At 71.6% G+C, this 15,448-nt stretch carries 16 protein-coding genes; 4 read left to right on the top strand and 12 right to left on the bottom strand.

Going from position 1 to position 15,448, the window contains the following annotated elements:
• Window positions 1–264: 264 nt before the first annotated feature.
• The 3 genes from tpx to ACTMS2_RS01330 all read right to left on the bottom strand — a co-directional run bounded on the left by tpx (window position 265) and on the right by ACTMS2_RS01330 (window position 3,136).
• Window positions 265–762 (bottom strand): thiol peroxidase, encoded by a 498-nt coding sequence (gene tpx, locus ACTMS2_RS01340; protein ID WP_231925821.1) that lies wholly within the window; start codon window positions 760–762, stop codon window positions 265–267.
• A gap of 74 nt (window positions 763–836) precedes the next feature.
• Window positions 837–2,882 (bottom strand): acyltransferase family protein, encoded by a 2,046-nt coding sequence (locus ACTMS2_RS01335; RefSeq protein ID WP_441174075.1) that lies wholly within the window; start codon window positions 2,880–2,882, stop codon window positions 837–839.
• A gap of 74 nt (window positions 2,883–2,956) precedes the next feature.
• Complete coding sequence (locus tag ACTMS2_RS01330) at window positions 2,957–3,136, bottom strand: hypothetical protein (protein WP_357716943.1); 180 nt, start codon at window positions 3,134–3,136, stop codon at window positions 2,957–2,959.
• A gap of 325 nt (window positions 3,137–3,461) precedes the next feature.
• On the opposite strand from ACTMS2_RS01330, the gene ACTMS2_RS01325 reads away from it, so the two are divergent.
• Window positions 3,462–4,970 carry an FAD-dependent oxidoreductase gene (locus tag ACTMS2_RS01325; RefSeq protein WP_441173674.1) on the top strand — a complete coding sequence of 503 codons (1,509 nt, stop codon included), beginning with the start codon at window positions 3,462–3,464 and terminating at the stop codon, window positions 4,968–4,970.
• A gap of 45 nt (window positions 4,971–5,015) precedes the next feature.
• Here ACTMS2_RS01325 and ACTMS2_RS01320 read toward each other — a convergent pair whose 3' ends face one another.
• The 8 genes from ACTMS2_RS01320 to ACTMS2_RS01285 all read right to left on the bottom strand — a co-directional run bounded on the left by ACTMS2_RS01320 (window position 5,016) and on the right by ACTMS2_RS01285 (window position 12,878).
• A complete protein-coding gene (locus ACTMS2_RS01320; protein WP_441173673.1) occupies window positions 5,016–6,002 on the bottom strand; it encodes a helix-turn-helix domain-containing protein in 987 nt (328 codons plus the stop codon).
• Window positions 6,003–6,925: 923 nt separating this feature from the next.
• Complete coding sequence (rfbB, locus tag ACTMS2_RS01315; RefSeq protein ID WP_441174074.1) at window positions 6,926–7,903, bottom strand: dTDP-glucose 4,6-dehydratase; 978 nt, start codon at window positions 7,901–7,903, stop codon at window positions 6,926–6,928.
• 5 nt (window positions 7,904–7,908) lie between these two features.
• Window positions 7,909–8,790: a glucose-1-phosphate thymidylyltransferase RfbA gene (gene rfbA, locus ACTMS2_RS01310; protein ID WP_441173672.1), complete on the bottom strand. Its 882-nt coding sequence runs from the start codon at window positions 8,788–8,790 to the stop codon at window positions 7,909–7,911.
• 521 nt (window positions 8,791–9,311) lie between these two features.
• The gene (locus ACTMS2_RS01305) at window positions 9,312–9,884 is read right to left on the bottom strand and encodes a hypothetical protein (RefSeq protein WP_441173671.1); all 573 of its coding nucleotides are present in this window, start codon (window positions 9,882–9,884) and stop codon (window positions 9,312–9,314) included.
• Window positions 9,815–10,561 carry an MFS transporter gene (locus tag ACTMS2_RS01300; protein WP_441173670.1) on the bottom strand — a complete coding sequence of 249 codons (747 nt, stop codon included), beginning with the start codon at window positions 10,559–10,561 and terminating at the stop codon, window positions 9,815–9,817. The genes ACTMS2_RS01305 and ACTMS2_RS01300 overlap by 70 nt, the downstream gene beginning before the upstream one ends.
• Window positions 10,561–11,979, bottom strand: a complete 1,419-nt coding sequence (locus ACTMS2_RS01295) for an FAD-dependent oxidoreductase (RefSeq protein WP_441173669.1) — start codon at window positions 11,977–11,979, stop codon at window positions 10,561–10,563. Before ACTMS2_RS01295 ends, ACTMS2_RS01300 begins: the two co-directional genes overlap by 1 nt.
• A 72-nt stretch (window positions 11,980–12,051) precedes the next feature.
• On the bottom strand, window positions 12,052–12,546 hold the full coding sequence (locus ACTMS2_RS01290; RefSeq protein WP_101413672.1) for a GNAT family N-acetyltransferase: 495 nt from the start codon (window positions 12,544–12,546) through the stop codon (window positions 12,052–12,054).
• On the bottom strand, window positions 12,546–12,878 hold the full coding sequence (locus ACTMS2_RS01285; RefSeq protein ID WP_101413673.1) for an ArsR/SmtB family transcription factor: 333 nt from the start codon (window positions 12,876–12,878) through the stop codon (window positions 12,546–12,548). The genes ACTMS2_RS01290 and ACTMS2_RS01285 overlap by 1 nt, the downstream gene beginning before the upstream one ends.
• A 200-nt stretch (window positions 12,879–13,078) precedes the next feature.
• Here ACTMS2_RS01285 and ACTMS2_RS01280 point away from each other — a divergent pair, with 200 nt between their 5' ends.
• A complete protein-coding gene (locus ACTMS2_RS01280; RefSeq protein WP_441173668.1) occupies window positions 13,079–13,456 on the top strand; it encodes an ArsR/SmtB family transcription factor in 378 nt (125 codons plus the stop codon).
• Here ACTMS2_RS01280 and ACTMS2_RS01275 read toward each other — a convergent pair.
• Window positions 13,428–14,537 carry a flavin-containing monooxygenase gene (locus ACTMS2_RS01275; protein WP_441173667.1) on the bottom strand — a complete coding sequence of 370 codons (1,110 nt, stop codon included), beginning with the start codon at window positions 14,535–14,537 and terminating at the stop codon, window positions 13,428–13,430. The genes ACTMS2_RS01280 and ACTMS2_RS01275 overlap by 29 nt on opposite strands.
• A gap of 62 nt (window positions 14,538–14,599) precedes the next feature.
• Here ACTMS2_RS01275 and ACTMS2_RS01270 point away from each other — a divergent pair, with 62 nt between their 5' ends.
• Entirely contained in the window at window positions 14,600–14,929 is a 330-nt protein-coding gene (locus ACTMS2_RS01270; protein ID WP_363892475.1) for an ArsR/SmtB family transcription factor, read from the top strand.
• Window positions 14,930–15,070: 141 nt separating this feature from the next.
• Window positions 15,071–15,442: an ArsR/SmtB family transcription factor gene (locus tag ACTMS2_RS01265; RefSeq protein WP_441174073.1), complete on the top strand. Its 372-nt coding sequence runs from the start codon at window positions 15,071–15,073 to the stop codon at window positions 15,440–15,442.
• Window positions 15,443–15,448: the final 6 nt, after the last annotated feature.

Raw genomic sequence — 15,448 nt, 5'->3', positions numbered from 1 at the left:
GCCGCCGGTCACGACATCCGGCCGGAGATCGTCGGGACCAGCCAGGCCGCGGATGCGGAGGAGCACCTGCCCCCGGCGTCCCCGCCGGGCCGGTCCGCATGCCCAGGATTATCGGGTACGGGCGGGCCGACCCGTCGACGATTCGCCGCACACACGGACGGTGCCCCCCGATTCGGAAGGCCGGACGTGGATCCGGTCACCGAATCGGAGGGCACCTCGTGTCGTACGGGCTGTCGCCGACGACGCGGTGGATGGCGGGTCGGGTCAGCCGCCGGCCCGCGCCGCCGCCGCGAGGGCGTCGTCGTAGCGGGGATGCTGGCCGATCTCCGGCACGTACTCGACGTACGCCAGCCGGTCCCCGGCATCGACCACGAAGACGGCGCGGGCGAGCAGCCGGAGTTCGGCCACCGCCACCCCGTAGGCCGTGCCGAACGAGAGGTCACGGTGGTCGGAGAGCGTCTCGACGCCGCTGAGGCCGGCGGCGCCGCACCAGCGCTTCTGCGCGAAGGGCAGATCCGCCGAGACGGTCAGCACGCTGACCCCGTCCAGCCGGGCGGCCTCCTCGTTGAACCGGCGGGTCTGCTGGTCGCACACGTCGGTGTCGAGCGACGGCACCACCGAGAAGATCCGCGTCGTCCCGGCCGACGAGGCGAGGGTGACCGGGGTGAAGTCGTTGGCGAGCACGGTGAAGTCCGGTGCGGTGTCGCCGACGTGCAGTTCCGGGCCGAGCAGGGTGATCGGTCGGCCGCGAAAGGTGGTCACGCCGCTACGGTGCACGGCTACGGTCATGCGGGTCTCCTGTCCGGGTCGGGGACGGCCAGCCGGTCGGCTGGCGGTCAGCTGGAGGCGTCCTGCGCCTCGGGGGTCCGCGCGCGGGCGCGATCCACCACCGCCGCGATCCGGTCCCGCAGCTCGTCGAGGTCGGCGGTGGTGACCTCGCCGTCCTGCCAGCGGGCCAGCGGGTCGGTGCGGAACGTGTCGTGCAGCCGCCGGAGGTCGTCCCGCACCCCGGCGAGGGTGGCGGCGAGCGATTCGTCGCCGTGGTCCGCGACGAGACGCCCCGCCGGGACCAGGTCGGCGTCGAGCTGCTCCAGCCGGGGCACGACGGTCGTCCGGACCGCCTGGGCCGCGGCGACCAGCACGGCGGTCCGGTGGAACAGCTCGTTCATCTGCTCGACCGCCGCCGCGACCGTCAACCGGACCCGGCCGTCCTCGGTGATGTGACGCTGGGCCAGCGGCGGCGGCGTTCCCTCGACCAGGATCGACGCCTGACTCAGCAGGGCGCTGATCCGCTCCAGGTCGGCGGCGGTCGGCCCACGGTCGACGGCCAGCGGGCGGGCCACCTCGTCGACGACCGCCGAGTAGGCGTTGAAGATCTCCCACAGCCGGGCCAGATCGGCCCGCGCCCGGTCCCTGCTCTGCCGGCTTCCACCGGTCAGTTCCGTCCCGACGAGCGGCTGCCGCTCGAAGCCGCGCTCGAGGTCGACGAGGTTGGCCTGGATGGCGTCCCGGTCGGCCACCACCGTGGCCACGGTGGTGGCGGCCTCGTCCCCGCTGAGCACCACGGCGGCGGGCGTCGCGACCAGCGGGGCACGGGGCAGCGCGCGCGGGCGTGCCGTCCCCCGCCCGAGGAGCCGGTCGACCCGCGCGGCCAGCGGCTGTTCGAGCAGGTAGTAGCTGAGCGAGGCGAGGAGCACCGCGCCGCCGAGGGTGACCAGTTCCAGTTCCCAGAACCCGGCCTGGCCGTACAGCTCCCGGATGGGGCGCACCTCGCCGCGCAGGATGTTGCCGGGTTGCAGGTAGAAGTGCATCACGGCGAAGTGCCACAGGTACACGCCGTAGGAGACCCGCCCGAGGTGGACGATCGGCCGGGCGGTCAGCACCGCGTGGACCGGCCGGTAGGGCGCCGCGCCCGGCGAGATCAGCGGCAGCGACGCCAGCAGCCCGAAGAGCGCGACCATCACGTACGTCATGAACAGGCCGCTGGTCGAGTAGATCGCGTCCATGCCGATCACGCTGAACGGGCGGGCGCAGTTGACCAGGTAGACCAGCAGCGCGCCGAACCAGAACAGGTGGGGACGGGCCGCCGCCGCGCGGAGCAGCCGGGGGGTGTCGGCGGGCGACACCTTGGACAACGCCAGCAGGACGGCCAGCGCGATGCCGATACCGATGGTGGGCGCGAAGCCCTGCGGCCACCAGAACACCATCCGGTTGTCCCAGCCGTTGCCCTTGACCAGGAACAGCCAGCCGACCCCGACGCCGATGAGCACCGGCACCGGGAGCAGCAGCCGCCGGGCCCGGCTCACCGGCGTGGCGCCCTTGGCCGCGAACCGGTGGGTGGCCGCGGCGATCAGCGGCAGCGCCAGGTACCACTGGACCATGCTGGGCACGGTCCAGCTGACCTCCATCCCGTTGATGAAGTTCGGTGCGAACGGGGTGGGCGAGTAGATCTGGAGCAGCAGGATCGGCCGCAGGACGTACCAGAGTCCGTCGACCGCGTCCCGGTTGAGCAGGACCAGCACCACCAGGTACATGGCGTAGTACGCGGGCAGCAGCCGCATCAGCCGGCGTACGACGTTGCGGCCCTGCGGGGGACGCTCGGTGCCGGCGATGATCGCCTTGGCCAGGGGCAGGTACAGGAACAGCGCGGGCAGGACGAAGAACACCCCGATGAACGAGGGCAGCCCGCTGACGAAGAACGCGCCGAGCCAGTTGCTCGGCGGGCGTGGCGTACCGAACGCCTTGGTGCCCAGCAGCCCCGAGAACATGGCCACGTGGACGGTCAACAGGGCCAGCGCGGCCAGGCCCCGGATGCCGAAGATCGCCGGCGACCGGTCGCCGCCGGTGCCCGCACCCCCGCTGCGGCGTACGTCCCTCGTCATGACGCTCACGTCATCGTCCTTCCAGTCGGGCGGGCGAGGCGCACAGGCGACCGACCGCACGTGGTGTCGTGCGGTCAGCTGATGACGGACTTCACGAACCGCAGGGTCGTCCGGACGTCCGGGTTGTCGGCGATCTCCCGCACCCGCTTCAGCTCCGGTACGCGGTCGATGACGAGGTCCCGCAGGGCCTTCAACTCGTTGGAGTTGACGCTCAGAGTGGTGGAACCGTCCTCGTTGTGAGTCAACTGGGGCATCTGTCCGTCCTCATCTCGCAGCCCACCCGACGGCGGGGGCGGTGACTGCGACCGCCGGTATGACGATGGTCCGAGGCCGACACCGGATTCACCTTCGAGAATGCGCTGGGGCGTGCCGGTCGCGCGGGGCGGCGGGGATTGGGCACGTTGGAGGAAGATCCGGCCGGACGCCCGGTGGTTGCATGAGCAGCACACGGCCGAGCCTCACGACACGGGCGGTGCGCACGGGCGATTCGGTGGCCCTGCTGCGGCTCGGCGCCGCGACGGTGGACGCGACCACGTCCACCCTCGCGAACCGGGCGACCCCACAGGAGGCATCGGAGCGATGGGCGACCAAGTTGGAGCAGGCACGGGCGACCGGGACGGCGGGCTGGTCGGTCGGTTGCTGGCCGCGATCCGGGGACGGCCGCCGGCGGCACCGACCCCCCGGCTGATCGGCGAGCGGGCCGTGGTGGCGGGCGGGAGCATCGCGGGCACCCTGGCCGCCCGCGTGTTGTCCGAGTGGTACCGCGAGGTCGTGGTGGTGGACCGGGACGAGGTGCTCGGCGCGGTCGGCCCGCGGCGCGGCGCCTCGCACGCCGTGCACGCGCACGGCCTGCACGCCCGGGGGTACGGCATCCTCGCGGAGCTGTTTCCGAACCTGCTGGAGGACGCGCGGGAACTCGGCCTGCCGGTGCGCGACTTCGGTCTGATGCGGTGGTACTTCGACGGCCGGCCGATGTACCGCACGGAGACCGGCCTGCTGTCGATCGCCGGCAACCGCCCGGTCCTGGAGAACTACCTGCGTACGCGGGTGGCGGAGCTGCCGAACGTCACCTACCGGCAGTCCACGGAACTGCTCGGGCTGCTCTCCTCGCCCGATCGGGGCCGGGTCACCGGCGTACGGCTGGTGGAGCGGGGGGAGGGCAAGCAGGCGTTCGAGGTCGGGGCCGACCTGGTGGTGGACGCCACCGGCCGGGGTTCCCGCCTGCCGGTGTGGCTGGCCGAGCTGGGGTACGAGCGCCCGGCCGAGGAACGGATGACGATCGGCCTGGCCTACACCACCCGCACCTACCGTCGGGCGCCCGGCACGTTCGACGGCCCGATGGCGATCAACCCGGTGGCCTCGCCGGCCCACCCCCGGGGCGCCTTCTTCGGCCAGACCGCCACCGGGGACGTCCGGCTGTCGCTGACCGGGATCCTCGGCGACCACCCGCCGACCGATCCGGACGGTTATCAGGAGTACGTCCGGTCGCTGCCGGTGCCCGACATCTACCAGGCGGTCGAGCACGCCGAGCCGACCAGCGCCCCGATGTCGTTCACGTTCCCCGCCAGCGTCTGGCGGCACTACGAGCGGCTGTCCCGGTTCCCCGCCGGCCTGGTCGTACTCGGTGACGCGGTGTGCAGCTTCAACCCGGTCTACGGGCAGGGGATGACGGCGGCGGCGATGCAGATCACCGCCCTGCGGCGGCACCTGGCCCGCGACGTCGCCGCCGACCCGCGCCCCTTCCTGCGGGACGTGGCCCGACTCATGATCGACCCCTGGCAGATCTCGACGCGGGGCGACCTGGACTTCCCGGGGGTGGTGGCGCCCCGTCCCCTGCGTACCCGGATCTACAACGCCTACCTGCGCCGGGTGCAGTACGCCAGCACGAAGGATCCGGAGGTCACCCGGGCGTACATGCGGTTCGCCGGCCTGATCGACCGTCCCCGGGAACTGTGGCGGCTCCGGCTGCTCGCCCGGGTGCTCTGGCTGTCGCGGGACATGCCGGCCCCGTCGGCGCGTACGCCTGCGGCACCTGCCCGGGAGCGGGTCGCCGCGGCCCCGGTCAAGGCCGACCGGGTCGACACGTAGGGGTGGCACGGCCCGGCCGACGGGACCTCGGCCGGGCCGTGAGCCTCACTGTTTGCCGCGGTCGCCGCCGTCCACCTCGTCGGTGGACTGCTGCGTCGGCCCTTCGGGTCGCGGCGGTGGCCACGGAAGGTACGGCCGGGTGTTCCGTCCCGGCCGGGACGGCCCCGGGGCCCGGGTCGGGGTGGGCCGGCTGGGCCGTACGCCGTCGGTCATGCGACGTGGCCGCGCGGAGACCACCAGCGAGCGACCGGCGCCCTCGCACCGGGCGTGGTCGCCCACCGGGCCGTACGGCTCGACGGTCGGCCCGCCGGCCCGCGCGTCGAGGAGCCCCTCGCCCGGGGGAGCGTCGGCGACGGCGTGCACCACCGGTGGGTCGAAGGCCTCGCGCGGACGGAGGACGAGGTCCACGGGCCGGGGCGGGGCGCCGCGCTGGACCACGACCGGCCCGTGGGCGCCGACGAGCAGGTCGCGGGGCGCGTCCGCGGCCGGGGGCGTGCCGGCGCCCGGGTCGACCGCGTGCGCCATCAGGTACCACTCGCCGGCCGGCACCTGGTCGAGGACGAACGGTCCCGGACCCGGCAGGAAGACCGAGCGCACCGGCTCGCCCTGTTGGATCCGGCTCGGGAAGAGCCCCAGGAAGATCCAGTACGGACTGGTGCCCGGCGGCGTGCGCACCTCGCCGCGCAGCGCCGGGCCCGTGCCGGCGGGCGGGGGCGTGCACTGGTCGGTACGGGGCCGGGGCAGCACCCCGCCGAGCCGGCGGTAGTTGGTGGGTGAGGTGCCGACGCTGCTGCTGAAGCGGGTGCTGAACGTGCCGACGCTGGTGTAGCCGACCAGGTGACTGATCTCGGTGACGCTCAACGAGGTGGAGACGAGCAGGTACTTCGTCCGTTGCAGGCGCAGCGCGGAGAGGAAGCGCCCGGGGGAGACCCCGGTCATCCGGTGGAAGACCCGGCAGAAATGGAACTTGCTGAACCCGGCCGTGCGTGCCATTTCGTCCACGGTGAACTGCTCACCCACATCGCTGTGCATTTTCTCGATGACGCGCTGGATCGCTGTTCTGACGTGATCTTCCATCATGCCCCCAACGAGAGGAAATGTCGGCGAACAGGTCCCTGACGCTACCGTTGCGAGAGACCCTGTCGTTGGTAATGATTTGGATTTTGGTCATGAAAGGCCCGCCTCGCCATGCGCGAGTGCGGTCGGGTGACTGGTTGCCAATTGCCGAGTTGCGAAAACAATGTCCGCGCCTCAATGGGCCAACTCGATGCTATGTCAACGGAAAGTGGCGGTCAACGTTGCGGAAAGTAGTCGAATGACTGGTCCGCATATCAGACTCAGGCGGACTATTTCCGTGCGATTACCGCCCGCCTCGCGATGATTCATAGGGCTTTATGGCATTTGAGCCATAGCCTGCCTATGGTGGATCTGTAGACTATGGGAGAGTTGTTCTATTAGTACGGTTAGTCCGCTCTGCGTACGCCCAGGACGAGGGCGCCCGAGCGTCGCCAAAGGCGCCCTGACATCGGAGGTTGTCTTTGTATCACGTGCGTCGGGGCGTCCTCGCGGAGGATCGGCGGGGAGCGGCACGCGGCGCGAGGAACGGCGGATCACCCGAGGTGGGGACCGATGGCCGGCGCGAAGGGTGGAGCGTGCGACTCCGGGGCGGAGCGGAAGGCAGACCATTCACGGGGCCCTGTAATTGTTGTTACGGCCCTCCGCTGCGCGCGGCAGAAAGGGGGATCCGCCGGCGCGCCGAAGAGGGCGCGGACCGTCTTCCGGACGGGCGGCGGTCGGCACCCCGATGCGGAGAGCTGGCGGCGACTGAAATGTGTCGCGTTTGCGACAAGAGGCGGGCGCCGATGTGTGCCCGTAGCCCTTACGCGTCCGCCGGGGGGTGATCGGAGCGAAAGAGCGCCACGGGAATCGGCGCCCGCCTGGTCGGTGGTGCGGTTCTACTGATCCACGAGTGCGTAACCCGCCTCGGTGGAGATCTTGTCCTCCTGCCACCAGTCCCGGTTCGACCGGTACCAGTCGATGGTCGCCGCCAGACCGGCCCGGAAGTCCGCGTACTCCGGGGCCCACCCGAGCTCACTGCGCAGCTTCGTGCTGTCGTTGGCGTACCGCAGGTCGTGCCCGGCCCGGTCCCGGACGTGCTCGAAGTCGCCCGGATCCCTCCCCATGAGCTGGTTCACCAGTTCGACGACCTCCCGGTTGGTGCGGGTGTCGCCCGAGCCGATCAGGTACGTCTCGCCGATCCGGCCCCGGTCCAGGATCAGGTGCAGGGCCCGGTTGTGGTCGTCGACGTGCGTCCACTCGCGGACGTTGACCCCCTGGCCGTACAACCGGGGCCGCCGGCCCTCGATGATGTTGGTGACCTGCCGGGGGATGAACTTCTCCACGTGCTGGTAGGGGCCGTAGTTGTTGGCGCAGTTCGACAACGTCGCCGCCACCCCGTACGAACGCACCCACGCCCGGACCAGCATGTCCGAGGCCGCCTTGGTGGCCGCGTACGGGCTCGACGGGTTGTAGGGCGTCCCCTCGTGGAACAGCTCCGAGCCCTCCAGCGGCAGGTCGCCGAAGACCTCGTCGGTGGAGATGTGGTGCAGCCGTACGTCGCGCCGGCGCACCGCCTGGAGCAGCGCGTACGTCCCGATGATGTTGCTGTGCACGAACGCGTCGGCGTCCCGCAGCGAGTTGTCGACGTGCGACTCGGCCGCGAAGTGGACCACGATGTCGCTGTCGGCCACCAGCCGCTCGACCAGTTCCGCGTCGCAGACGTCGCCGTGCACGAACTCCACGTCCTCGGCGACGGACCGGTGACCGGCGTAGGTCAGCTTGTCGAGCACCTTGATGCGGTAGCCCGGGTGGTGCTCCAGGGTGTGTCGCACGAAGTTCGTACCGATGAAACCGGCTCCGCCGGTGACGAGCATCCTGGTCACACCAACGCCCCGAACTCCTCGGCGATGTCCATCACGTACCGACCGTAGTTCGAGCCCGACATTCCCGTGCCCAGCCGGTAGCACGTCTGCGCGTCGATGTAGCCCATCCGCAGCGCCGTCTCCTCGATGCAGGCGATGCGTACGCCCTGCCGCTCCTCCAGCGTCCGCACGTACTGGCTGGCCTGGAGCATCGCCTCCGGCGTCCCGGCGTCCAGCCAGGCGAAGCCGCGGCCGAGGTCGATGAGCTTGGCCCGGCCCGCCGCGACGTACGCCCGGTTGACGTCGGTGATCTCCAGTTCCCCCCGGGCCGACGGGCGCAGGTTCTTGGCGATGTCGACCACGTCGTTGTCGTAGAGGTACAGGCCGGTGATCGCGCGGTTGGAGTGCGGCCGGGACGGCTTCTCCTCGATGTCGACCAGCTTGCCGTGCTCGTCGGTCACGCCCACGCCGTGGCGTTCCGGATCCTTGACGGAGTAGCCGAAGAGCGTGCAACCCCGCAGGTCCCGGACCTCGTCGCGGAGCAGCTTCGAGAAGGCGGTGCCGTGGAAGATGTTGTCGCCCAGGACCAGGGCGCACTGGTCGTCGCCGATGTGGTCGGCGCCGAGCAGGAACGCCTCGGCGATCCCGCGCGGCTCCGGCTGCGCGACGTAGGTGAGGTCCAGGCCGAGGTGGGAGCCGTCCTTGAGCAGGGTCCGGAACTGCGGCAGGTCGGCGGCCTTGCCGATGATCAGGATCTCCCTGATGCCGGCGAGCATGAGGACCGAGAGCGGATAGTAGATCATCGGCTTGTCGCTGATGGGCAGCAGCTGCTTGGACACCGGGATGGTCAACGGATAGAGCCGCGTACCGGATCCTCCGGCCAGGACGATTCCCTTCACGGGCGAGCTGTCCTCCTCAACTGTGTCATGTCAGTGACGGTCGAACGGGCTGGACGACCTCGGGCGGAGCGGATGAGCTGGGCATCGACGGCCCGAACCCCGGGTGGTGAGTCCCATGGACCGGACTTCGTCGGCGGGCACGTCGCGGCGGCGCCGACCATGGACACACCCGGGCACCCGGTCGTGTCATGGCCTCGCGAGGACTGCGACCCGCACGTCCCGACGGCGAATCCCCGGCGTGCTGCCGGTCGTCGCCACCCGGGACGCGGTCGGTCGCGACTCCCCCGATCCCAGGACCTTGATCCTGAACGCTCGGACGAAGGTGCGCACCTTCTGAGTTGCCCGACGCGGTTCCGTTCTGCGCGCACCACGACGGCGGCTCACCCGAACGGACACGTCCGCCACCGTCTCGACGTGTCGCTGACCTGTCCATGGCCGTGCCCAGGCGAGGGAGCCGATGGCGGGAACGCGGCTGAGGCCCGGGCTGGCGGGTGGCGAGCCGGTGTCGCGCGGTTTCCGTCTCAGCCGGCCGGGGCGGGTGGTGTGGTGGTGGCGCGGGCGAGGATGCCGATGGCGGCGATGGCGCAGCATCCAGCGATGGCGGCGAGTAGCGGCACGTACCCCGCGGCGGTGTGTAGGAGGGTGGCCGCGGCCAGGGGCGCGGCGGCCTTGGCGATGGTGACGGGGGCGGTGAGTCGCCCGGCGATGGTGGCGTAGGCGGTGGTGCCGTACCGGTCGGCGAGCAGGGCGGGAGTGGCGAGGCTGGTGATGCCGAAGCCGAGTCCGAAGCCGACGACGGTCGCGGTGGCGCCGGTGCGGGTGCCGGCGAGCAGGGGCATCGCGAGGACGGCGGCGGCCTGGATGGCGAAGACGGCGGCGACGATGGTGGTGACCCGCAGGTGTCGGCGGGCGGCGGTGAGGACGAGCCTGCCGGTGACGGACAGGACGCCGAGTAGGCCGACGGCGGTGGCGGCGAAGGTGGTGGGGTGCCCACGGCTGACGAGGTAGCCGATGAGGTGCACGGTCATGGTGCTGGTGGCGGCGCCGTGGGCGACGAGGCTGCCGGCGAGGATCCAGAACCGGGCGTCGCGCATCGCGGCGGTGGCGACCGCGCGCCGCTGGGCGTGCCCGGTCCGCGTGGTGCTGGCGGGTGCCGTCGTCGCTGTCGGCGGACGGCGAGCGCGTGCAGGGGCACGGTGAGCAGGCCGTGGATGGCGGCGAGGACGAGCAGCGTGTCGCGCCAGCCGAGGTGTGCCTCGAGCAGGCCGGTCAGGGGCATGAAGATGGTGCTGGCGAACCCGGCCACGACCGTCACCGCCAGCAGCGCCGTGGTGCGTCGGTCAGGGGTGAACCAGGAGACGATGACGGCGAAGGCGGGTTCGTAGAGGACCATCGCGCTCGTGATCCCGATGCCGGTCATGACGGCGTAGAGCTGGCTGATGGTGTGGACCTGCGACCAGGCCACGAGCAGGGCGGTCGCGGCGAGCGAACCAGCGGTCATGAGCGCACGTCCGCCGTGGTGGTCGAGCCACCGGCCGACGGGGATGGCCGTGAGGGCGCCGGCGAGGACGGAGGCGGTCAGCGCGCCGGTGACGGCGGTGGTGGAGACGCCGAGGGTGGAGGCCATCGGGGCCAGCAGGACCGCGTAGGCGTAGTAGAGGACGCCGTAGCCGACGGTCGAGGTGACGGCGAGAGCGGCGACGATCCGCCAGCCATGGGCGTGGTGCCCGCCGACCGTGGGGCCGGCGGGCACTGTCGTGGTGGCGGGCATCAGCTGCCGCAGCAGCCGCCAGCCTGACCGCCAGCGGGTGCGGCGTCGAGGGTGACCAGTTGCAACGGTGCGGCCAGTAGCCCACCGGAGACGCCGGTGGCCAGCCCTCGTCCCGCCGGCTCGGCGTCCCGGGCTGGCCCACAGCAGCTGTCGCTGGTCGCCGAGTCGTCGGGGTTGCTGTTGCATACGCCGGTTTCGGGCAGGTCGAGCTGGACGTCGCGGGCTGCCCGCCAGTCACCGGCGAGGGCGGCGACGACGGAGCGGACCTGCTCGTAGCCGGTGGCCATGAGGAAGGTGGGGGCCCGGCCGTAGCTCTTCATGCCGACGGCGTAGTAGCCGGGCTCGGGGTGGGACAGTTCGTCCACGCCGTGCGGGGGGACGGTGCCGCAGGAGTGCTCGTTCGGGTCGATCAGTGGGGCGAGGGCGCGGGTGGCGCCCATGACCGGGTCGAGGTCGAGCCGCAGTTCGGCGGCGATGGAGTGGTCGGGGCGGAAGCCGGTGGCCGCGACGACGCGGTCCACGGTGACCGGTTCCTCGCTGCCGTCAGCGTGCCGGACGAGCACGGTGACGCGGTCGTCGGTCGGGGTGAGGGCGTGCACGGAGAAACCGGTGAGCAGCCGGATGCGGCCGGCGTCGACGTGCGTGCGCAGCCGCGAGCCGAGCGCGCCGCGCGCCGGCAGGGCATCTGCGTCCCCGCCGCCGTAGGTGCGCGCCGGCGAGGAGGATCGGATCGCCCAGGTCACCTCGGTGCCCGGCTGTTCGGCGGCCAGCTCGGCGAGGGACAGCAGGGTGTTCGCGGCGGAGTGACCGGCGCCGACGACGAGGGTGTGCCGGCCCGCGAACCGGTCCCGGTCGGCGCCGAGGACGTCCGGCAGCGCGTGCTCCAGGTACCTGGCCGCGTCGCGCTCGCCGCGGGCGGGCAGACCGGAGGCACCGAGGACGTTCGGGGTGCCCCAGGTGCCGGAGGCGTCGACGACCGCCCGGGCCAGGACCTCCTCGCCGTCGGCGAGGCGGACGAGGAACGGGGTGGTGTCGCGGCCGGCGGTGCGCAGCCGGTCCAGGCCCAGTCGGCTGATCGCCTCGACTCGGGTGCCGTAGCGCAGGTGCGGCTTGAGAGCCGGCAGCTCCGCGAGGGGCTGGAGGTAGGCGGTGACGAGTTCGGCGCCGGTGGGTAGGGCCTCGATGTCGGGGGCGACCCAGCCCGCGTCGTCGAGGAGCCGGCGGGCGGCCGGATCGATGTTGTACCGCCATGGGGAGAACACCCGCACGTGCCCCCACTGTCGCACCGCCGCGCCCGGGGTATCGCCGGCTTCGAGGACGGTGAAGGCGATGCCGCGTTCGTACAGGTGCGCGGCGGCGGCCAGACCGACCGGGCCGGCGCCGATCACCACGACGGGCAGTTCGGTCAGCGTGCTCATCAGGTAACTCCTCTGTCTTGAAGACTGTCGAATCAGTTGGGCGGACGGGCGCTCTGCCCGGGCTGGGGTTGGTCAGGTGATGGCGGGGCTGCGTCGTTCGAGCAGGACGACGTCGCGCCATCGGCCATGGTGGCGCCCGACGCGTTCGCGGGTGCCGACGATCCGGAAGCCGGCCCGCCGGTGCAGGGCGAGGCTGGCGGCGTTCTCGGGGAAGACGCCGGACTGGATGGTCCAGATGCCGGCGGCTTCGGTGGAGGCGATCACCGCATCGAGGAGCAGCCGCCCGGCGCCTCGGCCCTGGGCGGCGGGGTCGACGTACACGGAGTGCTCCACCACGCCGGCGTAGACGGCGCGCGTCGAGGTGGGCGAGACGGCGATCCAGCCGAGGAGGTCGTCGCCGTCGACGGCCACGAAGCGGTGCGCGGGCAGCTTCGCGGCGTCGAACGTCGCCCAGGTGGGTGCGTCGGTCTCGAAGCTGGCCTGTCCGTCGTCGAGGCCCGCCTGGTAGATGGTGAGGACCCGCTCGGCGTCGCCTGCCGCCATGGGGCGGACGGTGATGTCGGTCATCAGCAGGCTCCGTTCGGGTGAGGAGCGGGTCGGCCCATGACGACGTCGGCGGCGGAGGGGAAGCAGCCGACGCAGGCGTCGTTGATGCGGTAGTGCCGGGCCGTGCCGACCGGGTCGACGAGGACGAACCGCACCTCGGTGAGGATCTTCAGGTGCTGTGAGACGGTGGACTGGGCCAGGCCGACGGCGGCGACGATCTCTCCCACGCTCATCGGCCTGGCGTGGCGGGCGAGGTACTCGACGATCTGCACCCTGGTCGGGTCCGCGAGAGCCCGGAACCACGACGCGTATCGCTGTGCGGTCGCCCGTTCGAGTAGCTCGTCCACACCCATCCGCCTCCTTCTATCGTCTATCGCCGATTGGCGATGAAGTGTAGCGGGTGCGGAGGCGGCCGGCGCAGGGGTCGCAGAGCCGCACTCCCGCCGACCGCCGAGCCGTGCCGGGCATGAGGATCCCTCTTCCGTGGCGCCTGTCTCGACGTTTGTCGAATCAGAGAGTTGCACGCTGATTAGACGTCTGTCAACCTAGAGGAATGTCAAAGCAGCCGGCGTCGCTTCCCGTCATCGACCTCACCGCCGACACGCCGTGCTGCCCACCGCTGGCGCAGCGCCGGGTGCCGGCCGAGACCGCCGCTGTCCTCGCGCCGGCGTTCAAGGCGCTCGGTGATCCGGTGCGCCTGCAGTTGGTGTCGATGATCGCTTCGGCCGAGGGCGGGGAGGCCTGTGTCTGTGACCTGACCCCCGCGTTCGACCTGACCGGGCCGACCATCTCGCATCACCTCAGGACGCTGCGCGAGGCGGGCCTCGTCGATGCCGAGCGGCGGGGCACCTGGGTGTACTACCGGGCCCGGCCCGCCATCCTGCGCCAACTCGCCGCACTGCTCACCGTCGAACCGGCCGCCGACGCTTGAGCCACGGTCGGCGCCCCGCACCGCGCAGGCCCTCGGCCACGGCGGCGACGACGTACGCGGCGTCGCGGCCGACGCCGCGCAGGGTGTTCGACGAGAACGACCGTTGAAACTCCAACCCCAGGTAGACCAGCCCGGGATGGGTGGTGGAGACCCCGCTGATCTGCCGGGGCGTGCCGTTGGGCGTGAGGGCTCCGAGCGTGGCGAGATAGCCGAGGTTCGGGCGGTAGCCGGTCGCGAAGATGACCGCGTCGACCGGCTCGGTTGCGCCGTCGGGCCAGCGGACGCCGTCGGGGGTGAAGGCGGTGAACATGTCCCGCCGGGGGAGCAGGCCGGAGGCGATGGCGTCGCGGTATGCGCCGGTGTCGAGCACGGCGGCGTGACGGACCAGGCGGGTGAGCGCCGGGCGCGGAAGGCGGTCCGCCCCCGTGACGTGGAGCCAGTGATGCAGGTCCCGGCCGCGGATGCGCTGGGGCACGAACCGGACCGGCGCCCGGGTCGCCAGCGTGACCCTCGCGAGCGGTGCCAGTTCGTGGGCGACCTGGACGGCGGAGTTGCCGGCGCCGACCACGACGACCCGCTTGCCGGCATAAGGCTCGGGCCGCCGGTAGTGCGCGACGTGCCGCACCTCGCCGGTGTAGTCGACGCGGCCGGGCAGCTCCGGCAGGTGCGGGTTTGCGAAGGAGCCGCTGGCGGCGACCACGCCCGCCGCCGCGATCTCGTCACCAGCGCGGGTGTGCACCAGGTAGCCGCCGCCCGGGCGTTGCCGCACGGCGGTGACACCGACGCCGGTACGGATGTCGGCATCGATGTCGCGGGCGTAGCGGCGCAGGTAGCAGACGACCTCGCCGCGCGTCGGGTAGCGGTCCGGATCCCTCTCGTCGAACGCCCTGCCGGGCAGTGCGCTGTAGCGCGCCGGGGAGAACAGGGTGAGGCTGTCGTAGTAGTCCGGCCACGAGCCGACCGGCTCCTCCCCCGCTTCGAGTACGACCGGGCGCAGACGCGCGGACAGGGCGGCACGAGCGGCGGCGAGGCCGGACTGGCCGCCGCCCACGATGATCACAGGTTCCGAGGAGGCGCTCACCTCGTCATCATATTGTCATTTCGTTGAATGACAATATGATGACAGTGCGGGAGGGTGGAGCCATGGACCACTCGACACCCGCAGCCGAGGCGCGAAGCGCCGGGCCGACCGGGTTGGGTTCGGACACCCAGGAGTTCCTGAAGGCACTGGGTAGCCCGACGCGACAGCGGATCATGATGCTGTTCGCGCGGGGCGCCGAGCTGTCGGTCGGGGAGGTGGCCGAGCTTGCGGGCATCAGTCAGGCCACGGCGTCGCAGCAGTTGACCCTGCTGCGCCGGGGGCGCGTGGTCACCTCGCGCCGCGAAGGCAAGACCGTGTACTACCGGGCCGACCGCGACGGCGCAGTCGCGGCGCTGGCCGAGCTCCAGTCGTACCTGATGACCTGCTGCTGACGACGCCGTCCGCTCCCCGGCTGGCCGTACCTTGTGCACCCGGGGGAGCCGCCGCGCCGCGACCCTTGTTGTTCGCCTCCCGGGGAACTTGTCGTGATCCAGCCCTCGTTTGACCGGCCTATGGGTGGTGTTGCTGCAACGATGCAAGACGTGGGAACTGCGAAGACTACGACGCCTGCCATGTCGCCCCTTGCCGGCGAGCCGATCAAGCGTGCCGATGCCGAGCGGCTCGCGGGAGTGCTGAAGGCGTTCGCCGACCCGGCCCGCCTGCGACTGCTCAGCCTGATCCAGTCGTCGCCGGAGGGCGAGGCGTCCGTGACCGACCTCACCGCGCCGCTCGGTCTCTCCCAGCCCACCGTGAGTCACCACCTTCGGATCCTCACCGAGGCCGGTCTGCTCGAGCGTGAGAAGCGTGGCGTCTGGGCGTACTACCGCCTGGTGCCGTCCGCGATCGCCGCGATCGCGGACCTGTTGACGCCACCCCGCAAGCGGGCGGCGAAGAAGGCCCGCTGACTGGCA

Origin of the sequence: Micromonospora sp. SD12 (genome assembly GCF_052068495.1) — a bacterium.
GTDB lineage: Bacteria > Actinomycetota > Actinomycetes > Mycobacteriales > Micromonosporaceae > Micromonospora > Micromonospora echinofusca.
This window is presented reverse-complemented; position numbering and strand designations above follow the sequence as displayed.

Coding starts and splice junctions, on each gene's coding strand:
- ACTMS2_RS01335 (WP_441174075.1), bottom strand. CDS start 2,882: ATGACGAGGGACGTACGCCGCAGCGGGGGTGCGGGCACCGGCGGCGAC.
- ACTMS2_RS01330 (WP_357716943.1), bottom strand. CDS start 3,136: ATGCCCCAGTTGACTCACAACGAGGACGGTTCCACCACTCTGAGCGTC.
- ACTMS2_RS01325 (WP_441173674.1), top strand. CDS start 3,462: ATGGGCGACCAAGTTGGAGCAGGCACGGGCGACCGGGACGGCGGGCTG.
- ACTMS2_RS01320 (WP_441173673.1), bottom strand. CDS start 6,002: ATGCACAGCGATGTGGGTGAGCAGTTCACCGTGGACGAAATGGCACGC.
- rfbB (WP_441174074.1), bottom strand. CDS start 7,903: ATGCTCGTCACCGGCGGAGCCGGTTTCATCGGTACGAACTTCGTGCGA.
- ACTMS2_RS01305 (WP_441173671.1), bottom strand. CDS start 9,884: ATGCGCGACGCCCGGTTCTGGATCCTCGCCGGCAGCCTCGTCGCCCAC.
- ACTMS2_RS01300 (WP_441173670.1), bottom strand. CDS start 10,561: ATGCCCGCCACCACGACAGTGCCCGCCGGCCCCACGGTCGGCGGGCAC.
- ACTMS2_RS01295 (WP_441173669.1), bottom strand. CDS start 11,979: ATGAGCACGCTGACCGAACTGCCCGTCGTGGTGATCGGCGCCGGCCCG.
- ACTMS2_RS01290 (WP_101413672.1), bottom strand. CDS start 12,546: ATGACCGACATCACCGTCCGCCCCATGGCGGCAGGCGACGCCGAGCGG.
- ACTMS2_RS01285 (WP_101413673.1), bottom strand. CDS start 12,878: ATGGGTGTGGACGAGCTACTCGAACGGGCGACCGCACAGCGATACGCG.
- ACTMS2_RS01280 (WP_441173668.1), top strand. CDS start 13,079: ATGTCAAAGCAGCCGGCGTCGCTTCCCGTCATCGACCTCACCGCCGAC.
- ACTMS2_RS01270 (WP_363892475.1), top strand. CDS start 14,600: ATGGACCACTCGACACCCGCAGCCGAGGCGCGAAGCGCCGGGCCGACC.
- ACTMS2_RS01265 (WP_441174073.1), top strand. CDS start 15,071: ATGCAAGACGTGGGAACTGCGAAGACTACGACGCCTGCCATGTCGCCC.